This window comes from Virgibacillus halodenitrificans JCM 12304, from assembly GCF_001310895.1.
GTDB lineage: Bacteria > Bacillota > Bacilli > Bacillales > Amphibacillaceae > Virgibacillus_Q > Virgibacillus_Q halodenitrificans.
Window position 1 is genome coordinate 90,120 of record NZ_BAZS01000008.1, and the last position, 23,694, is coordinate 113,813.

Below are 23,694 nucleotides of genomic sequence, written 5' to 3' on the forward strand. Positions count from 1 at the left end.
TAGAAAAGTAGCATTAAATGTTGAATCTGAGAAGATTAATTTTTTTCTCCAACCAATTTAATTCGTTGATCCATTTCTTTTAATTCTTCAATAAAATGATCAAACATTGGTATGTCCATCTGTTGAGCAGAATCAGATAATGCAACAGCTGGATCTGGGTGAACCTCTGCCATTACTCCATCTGCGCCAATTGCAAGTGCGGCTTTAGCAGTTGGTAGTAGTAAATCTCTTCTTCCTGTTGAATGCGTTACGTCTACCATGACCGGTAAATGGGTTTCTTGCTTTAGAATTGGAACCGCCGAGATATCCAATGTATTTCTAGTCGCCTTCTCATATGTACGTATGCCACGTTCACAAAGAATGATATTTCCATTTCCTCTTGAATTAATGTATTCAGCTGCATTAATAAATTCAGAAATAGTAGCAGAAAGCCCCCGTTTTAATAATACAGGTTTATTCACGTCTCCTGCAGCTTTCAATAATTCAAAGTTTTGCATATTTCTAGCTCCAATTTGGATTACGTCAACATAATCAAGAGCTTCTTCAATATGAGCAGGGTTAACAATTTCACTTACAACAGCCAGTCCATGTTTATCTGCAGCACGCTTTAGAATTTGCAGCCCTTCAATCCCTAACCCTTGGAAGTCATATGGTGATGTTCTAGGTTTGAATGCGCCCCCACGTAATAATTTAATCCCTTTGCTTTTCACAGCGGCAGCTACCTTTTCAACCTGTTCATAGCTTTCTACTGCACAAGGCCCTATAACGTAATGAGTATTGCCATCCCCAATTTTAGCTCCTTTAATATCAATGATAGTATCTTCCGGCTTCTTTTTACGGGAAACAAGCAAAGCTTTTCGATGATCATCTTCCTGCAGCTCTAAACTTGCTTTGAATATTTCTTTAAAAATATGTTCAATTGTTGCTTTTTCAAATGGTCCATCATTTTGTGAAGTGATTTGATCAAGCATATCTCTTTCCCTTACTGGATCAAAACGCTTCATACTTTGCTTTGTTTTGATTTGGCCAATATCCTGTACAAGTAATGCTCGCTGGTTAATTAGCTTCAAAATCTCTAAGTTCACATCATCCAATTGTTCTCTCAACTGCTCTAAATCTTTCATCTAATCTTCCTCCTCTTACGTATTTGATCACAATTTTTTAATAATTAGAGACAATTATAGCTAAAATACTTCTCATTGTCGATGGGAAATTTTTATTTAAGCAAAATTTTTTTGTTATTTATCTTTCTCGAGCCTTTACTTCCTTTATTTATATCAAAAGCGTAAGTAACTTAGCCAGCTTCGACAGGCTTTAATAGAGCCTTCTATTTAATTTTTATCTCAATGGAATGCAGCTAAAGTAAAAGTAGCTTAAAAAGCTAGTTCATTAATAGAAATTACCGCCAACCACAAAGTACTATGGTTAACAATGAAAAAAGACTGCTCTACAAGAGAACAGTCATTTTCTGGATTATTTTGTTTTCATTTCTTCTGCAGCTTCCTCGATTGCCTCAGCAACTTCTTCGGCAGCCTCTAATGCTTCATCTTCTTTAGTACGTTTATCCTGTAGCTTGCTTTGAACAGTCTTCGTTAATTCTTTAGTTTTATCAGAGGCATTTTTAGTTAACTGAGAAGTCGTGTCCATTGCTCTTCTCTTAAGCTCAGATCCGGTGGTATATGCCTTATCTTTCCAGTGGTAACCTTTTTCTTGGGCAGTGTCTTTAAACTCGGAAGCTTTTCCTTTCATTTGGTAGGCACCCTCATTAATATCACTTCTCAGATCTTTTCCGCTTTTAGGAGCAAATAATAAGGCAGCAAAAACTCCCACTATACCACCGATTAATGTGCCGATAATAAAATCTTTTGTGTTAATATTACTATTACTATTTTTTGTCTCTTCCATTCTAATTCCTCCTCTTAAACATTTTATTTATTTTTCTTTTTCCATAAGTCCATCATTGCAGAGCCCCATTTAATTGCTTGAGCAGCTTTTTCCGGATTTTCTTTTGATGTCCGTCTAATGCTTTCAGATAATTGTTTTAAGGAATCATTAAAATCCTTTACAGTATCACCAATACCTTTGGCTCCGTCAAATAAACCATTTAACTTACTTGACTTATAATTGACATCGTCTGCCAACTTATTTGTTTTGACAAGCAGTTCTGTTGTTTCACTAGTAACACCCTGCATTTGCTTTTCTAAATTAGTCATTGTTTCCGATACATTGTTAAGAGTTTCTTTTGTTGCTTTTAATGTGATAATAACATATACAACTAGTACTACGAACGCCAATGCAGCAATAATTGCAGCTATGTATCCTAAAATTTCCATTTTCATGTTCACTCCTTGTCTTATGTTGGAATATGCTGTGTCAGAGGCTTTTTGTGTCGAACCTGTTGTTAGTATACCAAAAAACAACCTTTTTTAATAATACCCTGCAAAGAAAATATCAAACCTTCTATTCTCCCATAAAAATTATCTTTCTATACATTATTTCGACAACTATATCTAATTTCCTTCTAATGAGTTTGGTTTTGTTGAAATTCTATCAATTAGATATCCTCCTATATGATACGAATTTCATTGTGCCGAGCCAATTAAAAAGAGAGTCTGCAACATGGCAGGCTCTCTAATTTGAGTTATTTTACCGGACTATTTTCTTCATATGCTGCCTGGAACTTCTGAATATCCCCAGCACCCATAAAAATAAGTACACTGTCATTAAATTCGGAAAGCACTTCGGTTTTTGATAATTCCAGTACCTTCCCATTTTGGATAAGTTTAAGTAGATCGTTAATAGTTAATTTACCAGTTTCTTCCCTCGCAGAACCAAAAATATCACACAAGTATACATGATCTGCCTCATTTAAGCTATCAGCAAATTCCTGTAAAAACGTTTTTGTTCTTGTAAAAGTATGTGGTTGAAAAATCGCCACAATTTCTTTATGAGGATATTTTTTTCTAGCCGAGTTAATCGTCGCAGTTATTTCTTTTGGATGATGTGCGTAATCATCAATAAGTATCTGGTTACCTCGTTTTTTCTCGGTAAATCTTCTCTTAACACCTTTAAACGTGCTTAAATTTTTAATGTGTTCTGCCTTAATCCCTTCATAATGACAAATAGCTATAACAGATAATGCATTTAACACGTTATGCTCGCCAAACATGGGGATTTGGAATGTATCGTAATACGTATTTCTAACAAAAACGTCAAACTGAGTTCCTTCAGGAGTTTCCGTTATATTTTGAGCTTGGAAATCATTTGTAGCAGCAAAACCATAATAAACAACCGGAACTTTAGCATGGATTTGTTGTAGTTGGTCATCATCACCACAAGCGATTATCCCTTTTTTAACACGATCTGCCATTGACTGGAAGGCCTGAAAAACATCTTCAACACTTGTAAAATAATCAGGATGATCGAAATCAATATTCGTCATGATCGCATAATCCGGTTCATAACTCAAAAAGTGTCGGCGATATTCGCAAGCTTCGAAGACAAAATACTTACTGTCTACATGACCCTTACCTGTACCATCACCTATAAGGTAAGAGATAGGAAAGCTTTCATTAAGCACATGTGCAAGCAGGCCTGTTGTAGACGTTTTACCATGAGCTCCAGTTACTGCAATACTTGTATATTGTTTTAGCCATTCTCCTAAAAATTCATGATACCTATAAAACGTAACACCTTGTTTTTTAGCTTCTTGTATTTCAATATGATCATCAGAAAATGCATTACCTGCGATCACCGTGAAATTTTCTTTGATGTTGGTTTCTGAAAAAGGGTAAATAGGAATATTTTTCTCTTCAAGTGCTTCCTGTGTAAAAAATTGCTTTTCTACATCTGACCCCTGCACAGTTTCTCCAGAATCATGGAGTATGTGGGCTAGTGCACTCATTCCAGTCCCCTTTATACCAATAAAATGGTAAGTTGTCATAAAAAAGAACCTCCAAATTGTACCTGAAAATCAAATTAATTATCCATATTTTCAATAGTAATTTTGTCAACTATCGTTTTATTATATCAAATAATGGATTGAAATAGAATAGGGGGTTTGTCTGTTAATCAGCTTGGTTCATCGTCACCTTTTCCAAACGAGGATTTGGGCGGAATCTTCTTCCTTCTTTTGCTTCAGGTGAACCATTTAACAATACATTGTCACCTGTAAAACCAATATTGATCTTTAAAAGACTTCCTCCTACTCCATACATATCAACAGGTACACCTAATTTTTCAAAATGGGTAATACGACTCTCTGTAAAGCCCCCACTAAGCATAATTCTCACATGGCTAAAACCTTCGTCATCAAGTGCTTTTCGCAAAGCAAACGTTAATTCCGGATTTACTCCTCTAGGATCAAACGTGCCCATTAAATGATGGTTTCTTAAAAAGTATTTATCCACCAATGTTCTTGATGTATCAATGCGAACAGCCTGCAAGTCCTTTCCAAATTCATGGGCTACTTTTAAGGAATCTGTAATTACATCATTATTGTAATCGACTAATGCAACAAGGTCGTCCTCTGGGTACATTTCATGATAGGCCTTTGATGCAGCAACAATATCTCCACGGAACATTTGAATCAATGCGTGGGGCATCGTGCCCATTCCCTTTTTCCCCCACCATTCATTCATTGCATGTGTAGCCTGTGCAGTAGAACCTCCGATAAATGCAGCATAGCCGTCACCAGCCTGTTGGGTATAGTGATCATCTCGATCTCCCATAAATATGACGGGCTTCTGTTTTCCGGATGTTCTCGCCGCTTTTACAACATTGTATACATTTGTAGCCACAGATGTTCTTCTTCCCAATATTCCGTCAATAATCCCTTCCAGAAAACCGAATTGTTGATATGCTCCTGAGACGGTAAGTACTGATTCATAAGGACCTATTCTGTCTCCATCTTTTAAGGAGTGGATTTCAAGCGTTTCAGGATTTTCCGCGAAAGTATGCAGCAAAGCAATAGCTTCGTCCGTTCCACATAGAACAGCATTTTCTTTTTGAAAAAATTGCATAGTGACATAGTTATCAGGCAACTTATTTTCAGCAATTTCTTTTGTCTTTAAAAAATAAACTGCAGAAAACCAGCCTTCCTTTATTCGTTCATCGAATTTAAATGTTTTATTTGTAAGCCGATTAATTTTCCCTTCTAACTTTTGAGTGATTTCTTTCATTATGTTTCTCCTTATAAAGGTTATTGTTTTCCATTTCTTCTAATGATATATAAAAATATATCATGAAACAAGAATAATCCACTTATACTACTAAAAACTACCTTATTTCATCCAACTGGGAATTTGTAATTAGAACTTCTCTGGGTTTACTCCCATTTTGCCCCGAAATCATACCTCTTTGTTCAAGTGTATCAATCAGCCTTGCAGCGCGATTGTACCTATTTTAAAATGTCGTTGCAGAAGGGAAGTACTGGCACTATTATGTTCAACTATAAAATCAATGGCTTCTTGAAGTAGTTCATCTTCTTCTTCATCCATGGTGATTTGCTCCAATAATTGTTCCTGCTCGAATAAATAATTTGGTTCGGCAATGTTTCTTGCAAAATTGGTGACCCGCTCTATTTCATCATCCGACACAAATGGACCTTGTAGACGAATACTCTTACCTGTTCCGTTCTCTATAAAGAGCATATCTCCTTTTCCGAGCAGCTTTTCAGCCCCGCTCGTATCAAGGATGGTTCTTGAATCAACCTGGGAAGAAACGCTGAAAGCAATTCTGGTAGGAATATTCGCTTTAATTAAGCCAGTTATTACATCAACAGAAGGTCGTTGTGTTGCGAGCAACAAATGAATGCCACAGGCCCTGGCTTTTTGCGCAATACGGCTAATCGAATCCTCTACGTCTTGAGGGGAGACCATCATAAGATCTGCCAGTTCGTCAATAACTATTACAATATAAGGCATTTTCTCATGTGCTCTTCCTTGTTTTTTAACCTTTTGATTATATCGCTCAATGTCTCGAACGCCTTCTTGCACAAATTTTTCATATCGGTCTTCCATTTCACTAACTGCCCACTTCAACGCAGCAGTTGCAGCCTTAACATCTGTAATTACAGGTGAAACCAGATGAGGAATTCCATTATATGGCGCTAATTCGACCATTTTAGGATCAATTAACATAAACTTTACATCTTCATGACTTGCTTTGTATATTAAGCTAATTAAAATTGTATTAATACAAACACTTTTCCCTGATCCTGTAGCTCCAGCTATTAGTCCGTGGGGCATCTTTTGAATGTTTGTAATTAGTGGTTTCCCTTCAATACTTAATCCCAACGCAATTGTTAATGGAGAACTACTTTGACTAAATTCTTCTGAATCAAATATACTCTGAAGGCCCACCATTTCAGCTTTTAGATTAGGAATCTCAATCCCAATTGTATTTCTGCCTGGGATTGGTGCCTCAATTCGAATATCCTTCGCAGCCATATTTAATTTTAAATCATCACTAAGGTTTTTCACTTTGCTAACTTTCACACCTAGCTCAGGTTGTACTTCAAACCGCGTGACAGAAGGCCCTTGTGTAGCATTAACTACTTTAGCACGTACATTAAAATGCTTTAATGTTTGTTCCAATAATTCTTTCTGTTGTTCGACCCATATATGATCCTCACTATTCTTAACCACTGGATCATTTAACAAATGATGAGGAATAGCTACTTCTTTTTTTATCGTTTTGGAGGACTCTTGTGTTTTTTTATGTTTATCTAACAAATTCTTTTTGTCTCTGGGTGTCATCATAACATTGAACGGTACATGCTTTGATTCCTTGTTTTCTCTTTTTTCTTGTTGGCTATTCGATTTTGCTGTTGCTGTTTCTTTCTTTTCGCTTTCTTTCAGTGGAGATACTGTTTCTGTTTCCGTTTCAGGTATTAACTCGGATTCGTTTTCCAACTTCTCCTCCACTTCTATTTCTCTATGACTTTGGTCAATTGATAAATTATCCTCTTCCAATTGAATTAACTCTTGCGGTTCATCCAACTGGTGTAAGTAGTTTTCGCTCTCCTTGTATGTATCCACCTTATGATTAGGCTCTATGTGAGAAGACAAATTAGTTTCTTCCAATAGTTTCTCTTTTTTACGTTGAAATGCTGGCACATCTTCAATTATTTTTTCTTGCTTCCTAGGCTGGAAACCATAGATTGGAGAAGGAACCTCTGTAGGTGTGAACGGTTGGGAATCTTTTTTATATACCTTGTTCCCGCTCTCCCTCGACTTCCATCCACTGGTGGTACTTTGACTTTTTCTTTCATAGTCAGCGGCTTTCCTTTTTTGTATGGAAGGTTGTATCTTTCGTATTGATGATTCTGTACTTGGTTTTGGTTTTTGTTTCTCCATATCTATATTTCTTTCTGTATTACGTTTCCTTTTCGGTTCTGTATTTCGTTCCATTTTCTTTGAATCATCCGGTATCACTGGAAAACGAAACGATTTTCTTTCCGGATAACGATAAACCATTCTAGCTTCTGGTTGATGTTGTTGCCTGGAATTATTCATAACATACTTTTGTTCTTCAATGTATTCTTGCTCTTCAATTTCTTCTGTAAAAAATGATTTTATTTTGTCTTTCCATCGTTGCCACATATCATTCACTCATTTCTCTTTTCTATTTAAAAATTGCTTTTATCCTATTTTAGCAGTTTTCGATCCAAATTTGGTTAGAAAATAGAAAGTACAAAAGAAAAACAACCTGAAGTACTTAGGTTGTTAAAGAGAATTCCTTTCCGACCTCTACATTGTCATCTAAGACATAAATTCCTTTCTCTTTAGGGGCATTTGGCATACCCAATTCTTTTTGCGAACATATCATACCATTCGAAGGTACCCCTCTTAATTCTGTCGGTTTAATTTTCAATCCACTTGGCATAGTTGCTCCTACCTTTGCTACAACTACTTTTTGCTCTACGTCCACATTTGGTGCTCCACATACAATTTGCAATGTTTCGTTCCCAACATCTACTTGACAAACACTCAGTTTATCAGCATTTTCATGTACTTCCTTGCTAATGACATGGCCGACAACAAATTTGGGACTAAGATCAAAATCCAAAGAATCGTTTATATTATTTTGTTTAAATTGTTTCTTTATTTCTTCTAACAAATCCTCAGTTAATTGTATTTTCCCAGTTTGGTTAAGATCAAAGTGGCTGGAAGCCTGAAAAATATTATATCCAAAAACCTTATCATTTTTGTTTGTAATACGAACAACATCTCCATGTTTAGTGTAAGAGCGTTCATAACGATCGCCCTCCTCTATAGGGATTAATAGCACATCACCTACGCCTTTAGGGTTGTAAAATACATCCATTTTAGTCATCCTTTCTTTATTTTTCGGGTTTGTTTTTTGCAAGAATGAAAATCGGCTCTAATTCTTTATTTTCATAAACAAATGGTAACGAAGTGATCGGTATTCGCCCTTCGGCAAAGAACTTCATTGTCATTTGTGCTAATATATCATACCCTGTTTTGTTCTGTATGTCAGCTATTATTAACACATCCTGATGTGGGACTGCGATAGCCAATTCTCCTGAACTGTTTGCTTTCATTTCTTCTAGTAATGCTTCATTAAGTATACGACTCGCGTCATAACCGTCCTGTTTGGCAAAAAAATAAAAATTGTTGTCGGCTACCCGATCCATTTTATACTCCGTCTCCAAGGATCTTAAATTGAAAGTAGCAATCTCATCGATTCTATCTTTATTCCAACCTTCTTTTTCTAATAAATCTTCATCAATTAAGCGATAAGATTTCCCTAAATCAAGCGCATAATAAACTCTCGTCTCAGCAGTATGCTCTTTATAAACCAGTTTTATTTCTGATTTGGTGGTGGTTGGAAATGAAGTTGCTCGTATAACAGGAAAAATATGCTTTTCCATACCTGTCAATTGGTGTTCTTCATTCATAATTCTTAAAGCCTCATTAATATGGTCTACCAGTTCTTCAATTGCAGCTTCTCCTCGTGTATTATATTTTGCTACAACATTCGGAAGCGTAATAGTCATACCTCTTCTGCTTTCCTTCCACTCAATCCGAAATGTATCTTTATCCCGGTTATAGCTGGTACGATAATTGTCGTTTGCTAATTTATCATCAAGTATTTTCTTTAATTTTAAAGATGTCATTTTCATAATCTTTTCTCCTTCTTCTATTTAGTGATAAACTATCCTGGCAAATCACTTAAAAATGTTTCGATCTCTTCTTGACTCTTCCTGTTCTTACTTACAAACCGTCCTAATTCCTTGCCTTCTGCTAATGCTATAAAACTTGGTATACCAAAAACGTCATACTGCTGACATATGTCAATAAATTCATCCCTGTCTACTTTGATAAATGTATAGGCTTGGAATTTTTCTTCTATTTCCGGTAAGACTGGCTCAATTACCACACAATCCGGGCACCATCCTGCCGTAAAATATAATACAACTTTTTCTTGATTTATCCATTCATTTAATTGTTCAATAGTTTCTGGTTTTTTCATTTTTTATCATCTCCTGTAATTATCATATCTTTGTTGCTCTCACCTTTCAAATATCAAGAATCGGGATAAGCAAACAATCAATAGTCTGTATTATAAACATCTTCATTACAATCTAACGGCTGTTTTCTTGGCAATCTTTCAAATATTGTTTACTATTAAGGTACATGAATTATTTGGAGGGATAATATGGAATTAACCGTTTATTTAGCTGGTCAAATTCACGATGATTGGAGAGAAAAGGTAACACAGAAAGCAAATGAAAAAGGGCTACCACTACAATTTGTTGCCCCACAAACAAATCACGATCGTTCAGATGATATTGGAGAAGCAATTCTAGGTGAGCAACCTGGAAAACTGTATCGTGATGATGCTGCTTCAAGTATTAATAATTTGCGCACGCAGGTGCTTATGCAAAAGTCTGATATCGTAATTGCGTTATTTGGTGAGAAATATAAACAGTGGAATACAGCAATGGATGCAAGCACAGCAATTACAATGAACAAGCCCACTATTATTGTTAGGCCAGAAGAACTTATTCACCCTTTAAAGGAGTTGTCTAACAAGGCAACCGTGACAGTTGAAACTATCGACCAAGCTTTAGATGTTCTAAGCTATATCTTTGAATAAAAAGCAAAAAGCAGCGGATATGTCCGCTGCTTTTAATGATTTTGACTATATTCCCATTGACCTTTTAAGAGCATTACTACATGCTCAAACATCAATTGACGTGATACTAGATCATTCGTAAATATGCCAATGGCACCTTCATTATTACGTACTTCCTGTCTTTTGGCATAATCATCCATTATTACTCCAAGTTCTATACCTTGCTTCAACTGTCGATCAATGGTAGAAGGAAGCGCTATTCTCGCTCCACTTGCCGTATGGATTTTTCCTTCTGCAGTGATTAACGCACCCCAATTGCATAAAAACAGTTGTCCATCTACATACATAACTCCACCTTCGAGTCCTATACTTAATGTGCCCGAGTGTTCAATGAGACAATTTTTCGCACGTTTAATTGCACCTTCTCTTGTTTCTTCATCAGAAAAAGGCTGGTCGGACACGAGAGAAGCAACGTTTACACCTTTTACTTCAACATTTGGGAATACATTCTTAACTGCAGCCACCTTCGTGGGATTTTTTGAACCAATTAATATATTCAATTATTATCATCCTTCTTAGCTTTGTCTTATCAAGACATTCATAATACTTAAGCATATACTGCACTTACCTCGAAGGCGTCTTTATTTAACCTGCTAGCACTAGAAAACCTTAACTATTTTTACGAATTTGATCTACAGTATTTTGATCTGTCTCTTTCACTAGCTTAACAATTAATTCTTTTGCAGCGGCATAATCATCTACGTGAATGATGGAAGCATGCGTATGGATATAACGGGAACAGATTCCTACAACTGCCGATGGGACGCCGTCATTTGCCAAGTGCACACGCCCAGCGTCTGTGCCTCCTTGAGATATGAAATATTGATATGGTATATTGTTTGATTCAGCTGTATCCAGAATAAACTCTCTCATACCTCTGTGCGTAATCATTGACCGGTCAAAAATCCGCAGTAAGGCACCCTTGCCCAATTGTCCAAACGCTTCCTTATCGCCAGAAGCATCGTTCGCCGGAGACGCATCCAACGCATAGAATATGTCCGGATTAATCATATTTGCAGCTACTTGAGCACCACGAAGGCCAACTTCTTCCTGCACGGTAGCACCTGAGTACAGTTTATTTGGAAGTGTTACCCCTTGTAATTCTTTTAGCAGTTCTATAGCTAACCCACAGCCATAGCGATTATCCCAAGCTTTTGCAAGAATCTTTTTTTCATTGGACATTGGTGTAAAAGGTGTAACAGGTAAGATAGATTGACCTGGTCGAACACCTATCTTTTCTGCATCTTCTTTATCATCTGCACCGATATCGATAAGCATATTCTTCATTTCCATTGGCTTTTTTCGTTGTTCTTCTGTTAAGTTATGTGGTGGTATGGAACCAATTACACCAATTACCGGACCTGCTTCTGTCATGATTTGTACTCGCTGTGCAAGAAGTACCTGACTCCACCAGCCACCAAGTGTCTGAAAACGTATCATCCCATTTTTAGTTATCTGTGTAACCATAAAGCCTACTTCATCCATGTGACCCGCGACCATTACTCTTGGCCCCTGACCCTCACGGACACCGAATACCCCACCAAGATTATCCTGTATAACGGAATCAGCATACGTTTCCAATTCTTTCTTCATAAAAGTTCTTACACGGTGTTCATTTCCTGGTGCTCCTTGTAATTCTGTTAAATTTTTAAAAAGGTCCATCGTTTCTTTATTCATGAGTTTCCCTCCTGGATATACTATGTACTAAATTTAAGTATAACGGAAAACTTTTTGCTTTTTCCACTATTCGCTCATATTGGTATATTATTTTCTATTTTATCAATGATGCGTTATACTAAATTAAGCGCTACTATAGGAATCTGGAATTAAAAATATATAGCAAGAGGTGACAAGAATGAATGTAAAAAAAGCAGTTCTTGCAGCTGGTGTAGGTGTTGCAGTTGGATATGTAGCAAAACAGCAGCTGGATAACTATCAAAAAATCACTCCTGAAAAGGCTTTAAAAAAAGCAAAAGAAACCTTTAAGAAAAATGGACCTATCAGCGGTTCCTGGATCTATATGAAGCCAGAAGAAGTAGAAAGAAATGGTCTAATGTACAATGCTTATCGCGGTGGAGTAACCAGAAACAAAGATGGAGAAAACATGCAGTACGAGTTTTATGTAGATGTGGAAACCGGTGCTGTAATTGACACAATTCAAACTGCCTAAATAATACAAAACGCATGGAAACTCAATCCATGTTTTGTATTATTTATATTCATATCTTTCTCGTGCTACTTCGTCTACCTTATTTCCTTCTTGATTAAACTTAATAGCACGGAAATACGCATCATGGTAGAACGTGTACCATGCTTCTTTTTTATAGCCCTTATTCATCCATTTTTCTTTCTCATGAACGGAAGTAACAGGATAGTCATCATAGGCCAGGGCCCATAACTTGTTTTGGTGAGCATGTGTTGGCATTAAATCCGCCATATGGATAAAGTATTCTTCTCCATCCGTAAAAGTTAGTATACAATGACCGTCACTGTGTCCCCCGGTATGCACCATCTTTAATCCTTCAGTGATTTCCAACTCAGTATCAAATGTCTCTACTTGATCTACTATAGGTTCCCAATTCATTTTCCAATAGGTATTTACCGAACGTATATTGGGATTTTTCATTTCATTCCATTCTACTGCAGAAGTATAAATAGTGGCATTTTTAAAAACAGATTCGTATGTATTACCCTCGGGTCTTGTTAAACCACAAGCATGATCAAAATGTAAATGTGTCATTAATACAGCATCAATATCATCTACAGTAAGCCCTAAATTTGCCAAGGAGCTTTCTAAATAGGATTCTTCCAGTACACCAAAATTACGTAATAGCTTCTCATTTAATTTATTATTTCCCATGCCAGTGTCAATTAGATAATTTTTGTTATCTATCTGCAACAAAATAGGATCGGTGCGTAATTCTATCTGATTTTTTTCATTATGAGGATATTTTTTGCTCCAAAGTGCTTTTGGCACAACACCGAACATGGCCCCACCGTCGAGAAAATTCACACCACCACTCAACCAGGTCAATTTTGCTCTTCCAACTTGAAGTTTCTCCATTTGTCTGCCTCCCTTATCTATACAGGACCAAGTGTAGCAAAAACACACTGTAAACGCTAACAAGCAGCATTCCTTATTTAAAGTATTTGGCACAAAATACGTTAAAGAATCTTACTTAAAAGCTGGCTGCTAAAATGATAGCCTTATTATGCGCAGTTGGAGGAAACTCCGAAGTAACTATTCGTGTTTAGATTATGGAAAATAACTGTGTTGCTGGAAAGCTCATTGAAATAGTTGAAGAGGTAAGCCCCATTGATTTCCGTTGCATGCGGACGCTTTCCGCCGGCATGGCCTCAGCCGCTTCCTCCGCTACGCTCCGTCCAGGGTCTTCGCCTCATCCTATTCCGGCAGGAGTCGCCGCATTTCACTCCAATCAATTGGTATCCAGCACATTCTCGGAGTATGCGAACGCAAATTTTCTTCCTAGATATAATAATAAATAGTAGCGAAGGGGAAATATGGAGACTCCTGCGGGAGGAGAGGCCTCGATGAGACCCCGGAACGCCCAATAGCGTGAGGAGGCTCATCAGCCGCCCGCGGAAAGCGGAATATTTCCCCGTAGCGGTGATTTACGCAGCCTCTATATTCTTAGTTAGTTCATAGTTTATCTATTTTCCGAATCATTGAATAACCCCAACATATATATTAGAACATGAAAGTAAGCAATAAAAAAGGAACCCTTTTCAGGTTCCTTTTTTACTATTTGAAAGTAGTTTTACAACGATAGATCTGCTGGCCTTTTGCAGAAAACTTCTCTTCATATTCTGTCATTATATTTGTAGGGTCTTCATGTGCATGAAGATCCAAAAGCACTTCTTCTAATTTCATCCCATACTGAGAAAAGCTTACTAATGAATATTCAAATAGACCTCTATTATCGGTTTTGAAAACAATTTCTCCCTTAGGATGAAGTACTTTCTCATATTGTTCTAAAAACGTACGATAGGTCAATCTTCTTTTTTCATGCCTATTTTTTGGCCATGGATCAGAAAAATTTAAGTAAATGGTATCCAGTTCGTTTTCCGCAAAGATTTCTAGAAGATCCGCTGCATTTTCATTTAAAAGCACTACATTATCTTGTCCTGCCTCCATTACTTTTTGAGCAGCTGCAACTACTATACTCTTAGCAAGTTCAATACCTATAAAATTTATATTCGGAAACTGTTTAGCCATTCCCGTAATAAACTGTCCTTTCCCCGTGCCTATTTCTACATGGATGGGGTTGTTATTACCAAAAAATTCTTTCCAATTATTATGATACTGGTTTGGATTCTGCAATACAATATGCTTCTTTTCTTGTAAAAAGTCATCCGCCCATGGCTTATTCCGTTGCCTCATATGTCCACCTCTTTTACTCTTTGAATTATAGTATATTAAAAATTAAAATGATTAAACTAAGATCTGAGGTGATTATCCATGACATTAACTGTCCAAAATCAAATCACATTACTTTATGACTTATTGGACGAACACTCGGGAGAGCATTTTGGAAATATATCTGAATATCAACAGATCAGAAGATTAGTTAAATCACTACTAGCTAATCAAGAAATTTCAAACGATCAATTAGTTCAATTGCTTCCGGAAATTTATAATTATGGGCTACAAGGCGAAAGTGCCTCCAATGCCGCTGAGCATATTTCTGCAAATAAAGAAAGCATCGAAAATTGGGTAAATGTACTCGAACAAACTAGGTTAGAATAGTCATTCTAACCTGCTCATTTAACTCCTGCAGGTCAGTTAATCTTTCCATAACCTTCCAGGTTTCTTTACGATCGTAATGCCAAATTAAATAATGGAGAGAATCAAGCAATAAATACCAGAACATACGTCTATACAGTTGCTGATTATTCGCCACCCCATATTTATTAAGCCAAGTATCCCAATCCTTCATAGGAATATACCATTTTAGAACCATTCCATAATCGATGACCGGGTCAGCAATAAGTGCATTGTCCCAATCTATAAGATACAGATTTCCTTCATCTGTTAAAAGCACATTGTTATGATTAAGATCGCCATGACAAACAACTAAATCCTGGCCTCTTGTTTCAGGTAATAAAAAATCCAAATAATAAAGCGCTTCTTCTACAGCTGGATAACGATGGATCCCCTCTATCCTACCTATATTCTGTTTGATTACAGCAAAGCCCTCATCAGAGGTGACCGGTTTTTTACCTAGACGCATAAGCATGTGTAATAATTCAGAGGAATGATGAATTTTTTGTAACAGCTTTGCGACACGATCATTTTGCATTTCCTGTGGCTTAAGTTCTCTTCCTTCAAGCCATTCTTGGGCAGTGATAACATCTCCATTTTCCAATCGCTTTGTCCATATTAGTTTTGGTACAATACCTTCTGCTGATAATACAGCAAGGAAAGGGGAAGAGTTTCTCTTTAAAAATAATCGTTGGTTTCCCTTAACAGCATGATAGGCATCACCTGTCAATCCACCAGCGGGAGCAACTTTCCAATCCTCACCCAATATCCTTTTCAGCCAATCCACCATACATTCCTCACATCTTTCAAGTTTTAGCGCTCAATTATTCATTTTATATTTATCGATTAAAAAATACAACTAGGAAATGGCGTTCATTTACTTATATCATGATCGGTGGTCAAAAATGGATCTTCATCCTCTTCCCATTCCGGACGTTTTACTGATGTCGTTTGAGAATGTTTCAGTAAGGCTTCTGCCACCTTTAATTGCTGGCTCTTTAAAGGAGAGGCGAGACTTCTTTTTTGCTTAAACCATTCTTCATACTGTTGAACACCAACTAATTTTGTCTGATATAACTCCTCATTGAAAATAAATGTATTTCTGCGAGAGAGAACCGTTTTTTGTACAGGAAATTCAATATTGAACGAACGAAGGATACTAGTTACAATTTGCTCTGTTCGCTTTAATGCGATTTGAGGGCTTAAGATTTTCTTTTCCTGTTTATCAGAAATTATCTTCCACGTTCTCCCACTTTCCACAAAAACCTTCGCCATATTATCTTCTTCAACAATATAAATTATTTCAATACCTATTGGACTAATAAGGATAATCTCCCCATCTACCGGGCTGATTTCACAGTAAAAATAGGATAATACATACAAAGATAATTATCAGGAAAACGTTGTAGAAAAAACTTTAACAAACTGTCCGTATAATAGGAACGGTTCATATAAGACAGCTCAGTGACAGTAGAAGTTGCCCATTTAAGCTGAAAGTCAAATATTCTATTTAAAAAGTGCTGTTTGAGCTCAGCCTCTGTTTCTGGTAAATTCTCTTCTTTTAAATTTTGCTTCTCTTCATCAACGTCATTTTTTCTCATCAATGCTTTTATTTTGGATAGCGCCCCTAATTTAGGAGATTCCTGTTCAATTTCTTCAGCTACCTCTGTAAGTGGTTCTTGCCAACGGGCATATAGTTTTTTCCAATTATCTTGTTTTAACCGGATAAACTGACTGGGATATCTATAGGCGTTCCACTCATATCTAGATACATAATCTTGAAGTTTAATTAATTGAGCCAGCAAGGTCACCCCTTTTCAATTTAAAAATAGCGATTTCTTCGTACTTTGGTGATTTTTCTGGATGTATTTTGTATATAACGACATGATCAACATCAAAAGCATACTTTTCCTTAAACTTTTCAGCTAGTTCATCAATGCTTGTTTTGAATGGAACTCCAGTCCACTTTTTAGCAAGCGTAATATGTGGACGGTATGGTCTATTTTCTTTGGAAAAGCCAACATGTGAAAGAGCTTCTTCAACCTTATTGTAGAGCTCTAATAGCCCTTTATTCACTTCCACACCTGCCCATAAGACCCTCGGGTTTACTTGATTACCAAAGCTTCCCAGGTTTCCTACATTTACTGAAAATGCATTTATTTCTTCAATTGGCTTCAACATTTCTGTAACAGACTGTATCTTAGTATCGGCAACGGGGCCCAAAAACTTTAAAGTAATGTGTAAATCCTCCAGATGGGGCCATTGTTTATAGGATACGTGTTCCCTTAACTGTTTTTGCCATGTAGAAAAAAGACTTTGAAAGCTGAAAGGGACTGGTATAGCAATAAAATAATGTGGTGAGGCCATTCTTTATCATCCTCCAGATCTTAAAGAGAGACAGTATTCTTTTTCACTTTCGCTTAATTCTCTCCATGTACCTCGCTTTAATGTATCGTCAAGAATTATATTCCCCATCCGAATTCGTTTTAGATAGATGACTTTTTTATCTACCGCTTCAAACATACGTTTAACCTGATGAAATTTACCCTCCGTTACAGTTACTTCTATTTCTGATATCTCATCTTGCGCCATAATACGTAACCGTGCTGATTTAGCTTGATAACCGTCCTCAAGAATAACTCCTTCTTCAAAAGCATTTACATCTTCAGCAGTTACTCTGCCTTTTATTTTTGCATAATATACCTTTTCTATATCTTTTTTTGGCGAGGTTAATTGATGCGCTAATTCTCCATCATTAGTCAGCAGAAGTAGACCTTCTGTATCTTTGTCTAATCTGCCTACAGGAAAAGGCTTATAATGTTGGAGTTCTTTACCAAGAAGGTCAATAACTGTTTTCTCCTGCTTATCTACTGTTGCCGAGATACAGCCTGAAGGTTTATGCAGCATTAAATAAATATATTTTTGATAATAAACAATTTCTTCATTAACTTTTATTATATCTTTTTCGGGATTTATATGTTTACTCCCGTCCTTTATTATCAGATCATTTACCTTCACATGTTTCTTTTTTAGCAGCGCTTTTACTTCTTTTCTCGTACCAACACCACTGTTAGACAGTAACTTATCAAGTCGCATTCTACCGCCTCCCTTATTTACTTAAAAATCGATCTAAGAAGCGAACTTTTTCACCCAATACACGTTCCAACAGGGTGGATTTATATGCAAACCATAAATAAACCATACCACCGATACCTACACCTATAATAAGCATTACTAATGCTGCCCAACGTTGCTCTTCAAATGGCAGGAAGAAACCAAAAATATATTTGGTGAGTAAAATAGCTATACACATAAAGAGAATAAAAATCCCTATAAGTATCGTACGCTTAATAATTTCCTTAAAGGAAAAATCAATTGCTGAGCGGATACGCCATAGATTCATTGCAACTGCAGTTCCAGCTGCAAGAGCCGTACCAAAGATTGCCCCTTTTGCACCAAAAATATAGATAAGTTGAATGTTAAATAAAACTTTTATTAACAGGCCTGCCAGCAGGCTAAATACCGCGTATTTTTGTTGATTGATCCCTTGTAAAATAGAGGAAGAAACACTAAACAAGGCAAAAAGCAGTGCAACAGGTGCATACCAGGCAAGTAAAGTACCAGTAGTTTCAATTTTACCCATACCATATAGTGATCCATATGCCTCGTTTGCAAGCATTGACATGCCAACTACTGCTGGTATGACAAGTACAAGAATAATTTGTAAAGCCTGATTTATTTGTTTGTTAAGCAATTGCCTATTTTGCTGGGTGTACGAATTAGTTAGCGTCGGTAAAATAGCCAGTGACAACCCTGTAGCCAGCGTAATAGGTATGATTACTAATTTATGTCCATAAAAGTTAATTGCCGAATAAGCAAATTCCCAAATATCCTTTTGATCTGCAGCAACCATTGCTCTCTCAAATGTAAATTGATCAACCATTTGATACAGCGGTATGGCTAGTCCCACTAAAACAAAAGGGCCAGCATAACGGAAAATTTCAATAAATAAATCTTTCTTAGGTATTTCGTGTGTATATGTTTGCTGCTCAATTTGTCTATTTAAATAAGTTTTTCTTTTTTTCCAGTAAACAAACAAGACCAGACAGGATGCCATGGCACCAATAAATGCTGCAAAGGTGGAAAAACCAACCGCTGCAGTGATGGTCCCATTCATAAACTTGAGGATGACAAATGCTCCCCCTAATAAAAACACAATACGAATAATTTGCTCAACAACCTGAGAGACAGCAGTCGGTCCCATTGAATTATGCCCTTGAAAGAAGCCTCTTACAATACTCATTGCTGGGATTACGATTAGAGCGACACTTACCATTCGAATAACAAAAGCCACATCATTCACAGTTATATTAACTGGATCATCGCTAGTAATCATTCTTCCCGCAAGCCAGTCTGCACTGAAAAACATCGTAAGAAAAGCTAAGAAACCTGTTACTGCCATTAAAGAAATCCCAGCCTTAAACATCCGCATACCAGTTTCATAATCACCAACTGCGTTATATTTCGAAACAAACTTTGATACTGCTAATGGGACTCCTACAGTAGAGATACTTATAAAAATACTATAGGGTGTGTACGCATAAGCAAATAACGTACCACCAGTCTCACCTACTAAAGCATTGAATGGAATAACATAAATCATTCCAAGAAATTTTGATAAAAACGATGCACCAGTTAGTAGCATAGTGCCTCTGACAATATTCGACATTATTTCACCTGCATTACCTTTATTAATTTTATTGTTATTTTATCACACTTCGTCTTCTATCCTATATAATATGTCGTTTCTTACACAACTAAAAAGTGACAATATATTTGTTTTCCATATGTAAATATTGAGCAGAACAACCTGCAAGTGGTAAGATACATAGGAAAGGAATGAAGTATAGTGACTTATGATGTAATTGTTATCGGTGGTGGGCCTTCTGGTTTAATGGCTTCCATAGCAGCAGCTGAACATGGAGCAAAAACTTTGCTGCTTGAAAAAGGAAAAAAACTCGGTAAAAAGCTTGCTATTTCTGGTGGCGGGAGATGTAATGTTACCAACCGTCTGCCGGAAGAAGAAGTAATTAAACATATCCCTGGTAATGGGAGATTTCTATATAGTGCATTTTCTGTATTTAATAATTATGATATTATTCGCTTCTTTGAAGACCTTGGTGTCCAACTGAAAGAAGAAGATCATGGGAGAATGTTTCCTGTTTCTAACTCTGCCCAATCAGTTGTTGATTCTCTACTTAACAAGATGGAAAAGCTGCATGTTGATGTTCGTAAAAATACATCCGTGAAAGCTATTCATTACTCAGAAGAAGGACATACGATTATTCTCTCAGATGGCGAAAAAATAGAAACGAATGCCGTAATTATTGCTGTTGGAGGAAAGGCCGTCCCACACACCGGATCCACAGGTGATGGTTATGCATGGGCAAAAAAAGCAGGCCATACCATTACAACACTATATCCAACAGAAGTGGCTCTCACTTCTAAAGAAGATTTTATAAAAAACAAAGACTTACAAGGATTATCGCTTAGAAATGTTGCTGTATCGGTATTAAATAAAAAAAGCAAACCAATTATTACTCATGAGATGGATATGATTTTCACTCATTTTGGCATTTCCGGACCAGCGGTGCTTCGTTGTTCACAATTTGTAGTAAAAGAATTGATGAAAGGCCGGGAAGAAATACCAATAGAAATTGATGCTTTACCTGACCACAATGAAGAAGCTTTATTTAGAGAAATAAATACAATGCTTAAGAAAAATCCTAAGAAGACTATAAAAAATATTTTTAAAGGGATTGTTCCAGAACGATTCCTGCAATATATTCTGCAAAAAAATAATGTAGCTGAAGAGCAAAAGGCCGCTAATATTGCTAAGGAATCCATACGAGCAATTCTTCACGATATGAAACATTTTACCTTCCATGTTCATGGATCACTTCCATTAGAAAAAGCTTTTGTCACAGGTGGCGGTGTTTCTATTAAAGAAATTGTCCCAAATACAATGCAATCAAAGAAAATGCACGGCCTATATTTTTGTGGAGAAATTTTAGACATCCATGGTTATACGGGGGGTTATAATATTACCTCTGCACTAGTAACAGGCAGACTCGCTGGGGTTAATGCAGCAAAAGAAGTTTCTGGCAGATGATACCTAGAATGATTTCTTTCATAAGTGCCAACCTAAGAATGTCTGGAAGGCGATTACCTTTCCAAGATAATTTGGGTACAAAATGAAGGATCATGAGAGGATGGAGTATGAAATGCAAAAAAATGGAATGTGGATACCAATTATTGCTTCCGTAGGTGTTGGAGCAGCAACATTTTATACAATGACCAAAAGCAATCAAAATTTTGGACAAACCATGCAGAAAATGATCCCATTCGTCACACAAATGTCAACGAATGGAAATCAAAGTAACTCTCAACAGCTTGGTCCCTTTGGTATGAGCTAGACAGAATACAGCGTACCTGTCATTTAGATAGGTACGTTGTTCTTTTTACTGCTCAGCAAGCTTTAATGGTTTGGATTTGTTTCTTAAAAATATATTAGACGAAATACGATATTGTATTGTAGAATAGGTGTATTACATAAAAGGAGGTAACATCATTGAAGGGCATTGGACTATTAATTAAAATAATAATCGCAATTGTTTTAGGTATTGCCATCGGCTCTTTCTCAAATGAATGGTGGATTCAATTATTCGCTACATTTAACGGGCTTTTTGGTAATTTTCTCGGTTTTGTAATTCCATTAATTATTCTAGGTTTTATAGCACCCGGGATTGGCTCTATGGGAAGAGGTGCAGGAAAATTTTTAGGTCTAACTGGAGCTATTGCATATACGTCAACAATTTTAGCAGGTGTTTTAGCATTTATCGTGGCTAAATCAATCTATCCAACTTTACTGAGCGGTCAATCGTTGAAAGCGTTTTCTGATCCCAGTGAAGGTTTGAGTAAAGCTTTTTTTGAAGTAGAAATGGCTCCATTAATGGGAGTAATGACAGCTTTGCTTCTCTCTTTTGTAATTGGATTGGGAATTGCTTCAATAAAAGGTGATACCTTGTTACGATTTACAGAAGAATTCCGTGATATTATCCATTTGGTTATCGAAAAAGTAATTATTCCACTTTTACCTTTTCACATTTTTGGGATATTCGCAAATATGACTTATGCTGGACAAGTAAGTACTATTTTAAGTGTATTTGCAAAAGTATTTGTTATGATCGTTATTCTACATATACTTTATCTAACGGTTCAATACACAGTTGCAGGAACATTAAGTAAACAGAACCCATTTTCTATGCTTAAAAGAATGTTACCAGCATATTTTACTGCATTGGGAACTCAATCATCCGCAGCTACAATTCCTGTTACACTAAAACATACAAAAACACTTAAAGTACGTGATAGAGTTGCCGACTTTACCGTACCATTATTAGCTAATATTCATTTATCAGGAAGCACGATAACATTAGTTAGCTGTGCACTTGCAGTTATGTTTCTACAAGGAGATACGGCTACATTTTCTGCAGTATTCCCTTTTATATTAATGTTAGGGGTTACTATGGTAGCTGCACCAGGGGTACCTGGGGGAGCAGTAATGGCAGCAATCGGTTTGTTGGAATCGATGCTTGGATTTGGTCCTACAATGGTATCCTTAATGATTGCACTATATCTTGCTCAAGACAGTCTTGGTACTGCATGTAATGTTACAGGAGATGGCGCTATCACTTCAATAACAAACTCATTAAGCAAAAACAAGAACCATACAGAAACAGAACAAGTTGAAGCATTATAAAAATAAATAAGGATATTTTTTAACTTTAGGAAGTCAGACAGTGCACACCCCAAGGCACTGTCTTTCTAATCCTGAGTTAGGTTTATTTAACTACTCAATCTTCCAAGAACATTGCCCTTCTGCGTTTTTCTATAACAAAATTTCACTTAAATTTAGAGAAAGCATGCTAATTTATCGCTAGTTTTTTTATAAGCGGATGAGCTCTAATGTGGCACTTATAGCTCTTTAGTTTTTCATCAATTTGTTTCTTAGTAGCTAGCCTACAGCCTATTTTCTTAGAAGAAATAATTTATTCCCTCTCTTTTAATAAGCTCTTCCCCTCACCTACTATTAGTTCATATGATAATCTTCTCGTTTTACATTCATAGAATTTCTAAATTTTAAGTTATTGTTGCTATTAGCTAGGCTTCTATCGTTGGGATGGGGCTTTTGTCCATTAGGGATGAGTTATTGGACAGTTGTTGGCATTTGGATGGGGCTTTTGTCCATTAGAGAGGTGCTATTGGACAGTTGTTGGCATTTGGATGGGGCTTTTGTCCATTAGAGATGATCTAATGGACACTTTCTGGCGTTTGAATAGGAATTTGTCCATTAGAGAGGTGCTATTGGACAGTTTCTGGCGTTTGGATGAAGGTTTTGTCCATTAGAGATGAGCTATTGGACAGTTCCTGGCGTTTGGATGGGGATTTTGTCCATTAGGGAGGTGCTATTGGACAGTTCCTGGCGTTTGGATGGGGATTTTGTCCATTAGAGATGAGCTATATAGCACAATTCATAATGACTGTCTCAAGTTTTATCTCTAATCAATATTTACGGACCCGAAACCTTCAAAAATAAACTGGCGCGGTATGACAATTCATCCTAGAAATCACCCATATAAAAAAGCATTGCGATACTCTACGTATCACAATGCTTTTTGAATTGT

Annotated in this window: 25 protein-coding genes and 1 pseudogene; 7 read left to right on the forward strand and 19 right to left on the reverse strand. The window is 36.6% G+C overall.

The genetic code is table 11. The annotated features are described in order from the left end of the window. Window positions 1-35 precede the first annotated feature (35 nt). The 9 genes and pseudogenes from JCM12304_RS06695 to JCM12304_RS06735 all read right to left on the reverse strand — a co-directional run bounded on the left by JCM12304_RS06695 (window position 36) and on the right by JCM12304_RS06735 (window position 9,498). A complete protein-coding gene (locus JCM12304_RS06695; protein ID WP_019378161.1) occupies window positions 36-1,124 on the reverse strand; it encodes a bifunctional 3-deoxy-7-phosphoheptulonate synthase/chorismate mutase in 1,089 nt (362 codons plus the stop codon). Window positions 1,125-1,473: 349 nt separating this feature from the next. Continuing rightward, window positions 1,474-1,905, reverse strand: a complete 432-nt coding sequence (locus tag JCM12304_RS06700) for a YtxH domain-containing protein (RefSeq protein WP_019378162.1) — start codon at window positions 1,903-1,905, stop codon at window positions 1,474-1,476. A gap of 23 nt (window positions 1,906-1,928) precedes the next feature. Further along, complete coding sequence (locus tag JCM12304_RS06705) at window positions 1,929-2,333, reverse strand: DUF948 domain-containing protein (protein ID WP_060679239.1); 405 nt, start codon at window positions 2,331-2,333, stop codon at window positions 1,929-1,931. 308 nt (window positions 2,334-2,641) lie between these two features. Then, window positions 2,642-3,943 carry a UDP-N-acetylmuramate--L-alanine ligase gene (gene murC / locus JCM12304_RS06710; protein ID WP_019378164.1) on the reverse strand — a complete coding sequence of 434 codons (1,302 nt, stop codon included), beginning with the start codon at window positions 3,941-3,943 and terminating at the stop codon, window positions 2,642-2,644. Window positions 3,944-4,067: 124 nt separating this feature from the next. Then, window positions 4,068-5,180: a nicotinate phosphoribosyltransferase gene (locus JCM12304_RS06715; protein WP_060679241.1), complete on the reverse strand. Its 1,113-nt coding sequence runs from the start codon at window positions 5,178-5,180 to the stop codon at window positions 4,068-4,070. Between the two features lie 97 nt (window positions 5,181-5,277). Then, window positions 5,278-7,604 (reverse strand): annotated as a pseudogene (locus JCM12304_RS06720) (DNA translocase FtsK). Window positions 7,605-7,719: 115 nt separating this feature from the next. Continuing rightward, a complete protein-coding gene (ytpR, locus tag JCM12304_RS06725) occupies window positions 7,720-8,328 on the reverse strand; it encodes a YtpR family tRNA-binding protein (protein ID WP_019378167.1) in 609 nt (202 codons plus the stop codon). A gap of 16 nt (window positions 8,329-8,344) precedes the next feature. Continuing rightward, window positions 8,345-9,148 (reverse strand): DUF1444 domain-containing protein, encoded by an 804-nt coding sequence (locus JCM12304_RS06730; protein ID WP_060679243.1) that lies wholly within the window; start codon window positions 9,146-9,148, stop codon window positions 8,345-8,347. A 32-nt stretch (window positions 9,149-9,180) separates the two neighbouring features. Then, window positions 9,181-9,498 (reverse strand): thioredoxin family protein, encoded by a 318-nt coding sequence (locus tag JCM12304_RS06735; RefSeq protein ID WP_060679244.1) that lies wholly within the window; start codon window positions 9,496-9,498, stop codon window positions 9,181-9,183. A gap of 186 nt (window positions 9,499-9,684) precedes the next feature. Here JCM12304_RS06735 and JCM12304_RS06740 point away from each other — a divergent pair, with 186 nt between their 5' ends. Continuing rightward, on the forward strand, window positions 9,685-10,125 hold the full coding sequence (locus tag JCM12304_RS06740) for a YtoQ family protein (RefSeq protein ID WP_060679246.1): 441 nt from the start codon (window positions 9,685-9,687) through the stop codon (window positions 10,123-10,125). Between the two features lie 32 nt (window positions 10,126-10,157). Here JCM12304_RS06740 and JCM12304_RS06745 read toward each other — a convergent pair whose 3' ends face one another. Next, window positions 10,158-10,664, reverse strand: coding sequence for a DUF84 family protein (locus JCM12304_RS06745; RefSeq protein WP_060679248.1), 507 nt, complete (start codon window positions 10,662-10,664; stop codon window positions 10,158-10,160). A gap of 109 nt (window positions 10,665-10,773) precedes the next feature. Further along, complete coding sequence (locus JCM12304_RS06750) at window positions 10,774-11,841, reverse strand: M42 family metallopeptidase (RefSeq protein WP_060679250.1); 1,068 nt, start codon at window positions 11,839-11,841, stop codon at window positions 10,774-10,776. A 178-nt stretch (window positions 11,842-12,019) separates the two neighbouring features. On the opposite strand from JCM12304_RS06750, the gene JCM12304_RS06755 reads away from it, so the two are divergent. Next, window positions 12,020-12,334, forward strand: a complete 315-nt coding sequence (locus JCM12304_RS06755; protein WP_019378173.1) for a PepSY domain-containing protein — start codon at window positions 12,020-12,022, stop codon at window positions 12,332-12,334. Between the two features lie 39 nt (window positions 12,335-12,373). Here JCM12304_RS06755 and JCM12304_RS06760 read toward each other — a convergent pair whose 3' ends face one another. Next, complete coding sequence (locus tag JCM12304_RS06760; RefSeq protein ID WP_060679252.1) at window positions 12,374-13,228, reverse strand: YtnP family quorum-quenching lactonase; 855 nt, start codon at window positions 13,226-13,228, stop codon at window positions 12,374-12,376. A gap of 194 nt (window positions 13,229-13,422) precedes the next feature. Here JCM12304_RS06760 and JCM12304_RS19525 point away from each other — a divergent pair, with 194 nt between their 5' ends. After that, the gene (locus JCM12304_RS19525) at window positions 13,423-13,671 is read left to right on the forward strand and encodes a hypothetical protein (protein WP_060679254.1); all 249 of its coding nucleotides are present in this window, start codon (window positions 13,423-13,425) and stop codon (window positions 13,669-13,671) included. Between the two features lie 256 nt (window positions 13,672-13,927). Here JCM12304_RS19525 and trmB read toward each other — a convergent pair whose 3' ends face one another. Then, complete coding sequence (trmB, locus tag JCM12304_RS06770) at window positions 13,928-14,566, reverse strand: tRNA (guanosine(46)-N7)-methyltransferase TrmB (protein WP_060679256.1); 639 nt, start codon at window positions 14,564-14,566, stop codon at window positions 13,928-13,930. 78 nt (window positions 14,567-14,644) lie between these two features. On the opposite strand from trmB, the gene JCM12304_RS06775 reads away from it, so the two are divergent. After that, a complete protein-coding gene (locus JCM12304_RS06775; protein WP_019378176.1) occupies window positions 14,645-14,932 on the forward strand; it encodes a YtzH-like family protein in 288 nt (95 codons plus the stop codon). On the opposite strand, the gene JCM12304_RS06780 is transcribed toward JCM12304_RS06775, so the two are convergent. From JCM12304_RS06780 to JCM12304_RS06805, 6 genes are all read right to left on the reverse strand, one after another. Then, window positions 14,919-15,737, reverse strand: coding sequence for a phosphotransferase family protein (locus tag JCM12304_RS06780; protein WP_019378177.1), 819 nt, complete (start codon window positions 15,735-15,737; stop codon window positions 14,919-14,921). The two genes, JCM12304_RS06775 and JCM12304_RS06780, sit on opposite strands and share 14 nt — an antisense overlap. Window positions 15,738-15,820: 83 nt before the next feature. Then, complete coding sequence (locus JCM12304_RS19960) at window positions 15,821-16,330, reverse strand: hypothetical protein (protein WP_256200777.1); 510 nt, start codon at window positions 16,328-16,330, stop codon at window positions 15,821-15,823. Next, a complete protein-coding gene (locus JCM12304_RS19965) occupies window positions 16,288-16,752 on the reverse strand; it encodes a hypothetical protein (protein ID WP_060679260.1) in 465 nt (154 codons plus the stop codon). The genes JCM12304_RS19960 and JCM12304_RS19965 overlap by 43 nt, the downstream gene beginning before the upstream one ends. Then, window positions 16,733-17,314, reverse strand: a complete 582-nt coding sequence (gene thpR / locus JCM12304_RS06795) for an RNA 2',3'-cyclic phosphodiesterase (protein ID WP_060679262.1) — start codon at window positions 17,312-17,314, stop codon at window positions 16,733-16,735. The genes JCM12304_RS19965 and thpR overlap by 20 nt, the downstream gene beginning before the upstream one ends. Before the next feature lie 6 nt (window positions 17,315-17,320). Beyond that, window positions 17,321-18,043, reverse strand: a complete 723-nt coding sequence (locus JCM12304_RS06800; protein WP_060679264.1) for a pseudouridine synthase — start codon at window positions 18,041-18,043, stop codon at window positions 17,321-17,323. Window positions 18,044-18,056: 13 nt separating this feature from the next. Continuing rightward, window positions 18,057-19,676 (reverse strand): putative polysaccharide biosynthesis protein, encoded by a 1,620-nt coding sequence (locus tag JCM12304_RS06805; RefSeq protein WP_060679266.1) that lies wholly within the window; start codon window positions 19,674-19,676, stop codon window positions 18,057-18,059. Between the two features lie 180 nt (window positions 19,677-19,856). Between JCM12304_RS06805 and JCM12304_RS06810 the strand changes: the two genes are divergently transcribed. The 3 genes from JCM12304_RS06810 to JCM12304_RS06820 all read left to right on the forward strand — a co-directional run bounded on the left by JCM12304_RS06810 (window position 19,857) and on the right by JCM12304_RS06820 (window position 22,769). Further along, window positions 19,857-21,119, forward strand: coding sequence for a BaiN/RdsA family NAD(P)/FAD-dependent oxidoreductase (locus JCM12304_RS06810; RefSeq protein ID WP_060679268.1), 1,263 nt, complete (start codon window positions 19,857-19,859; stop codon window positions 21,117-21,119). Between the two features lie 82 nt (window positions 21,120-21,201). Next, window positions 21,202-21,423, forward strand: coding sequence for a hypothetical protein (locus JCM12304_RS06815; protein WP_223280606.1), 222 nt, complete (start codon window positions 21,202-21,204; stop codon window positions 21,421-21,423). 155 nt (window positions 21,424-21,578) lie between these two features. After that, entirely contained in the window at window positions 21,579-22,769 is a 1,191-nt protein-coding gene (locus JCM12304_RS06820) for a dicarboxylate/amino acid:cation symporter (protein ID WP_060679270.1), read from the forward strand. Window positions 22,770-23,694: the final 925 nt, after the last annotated feature.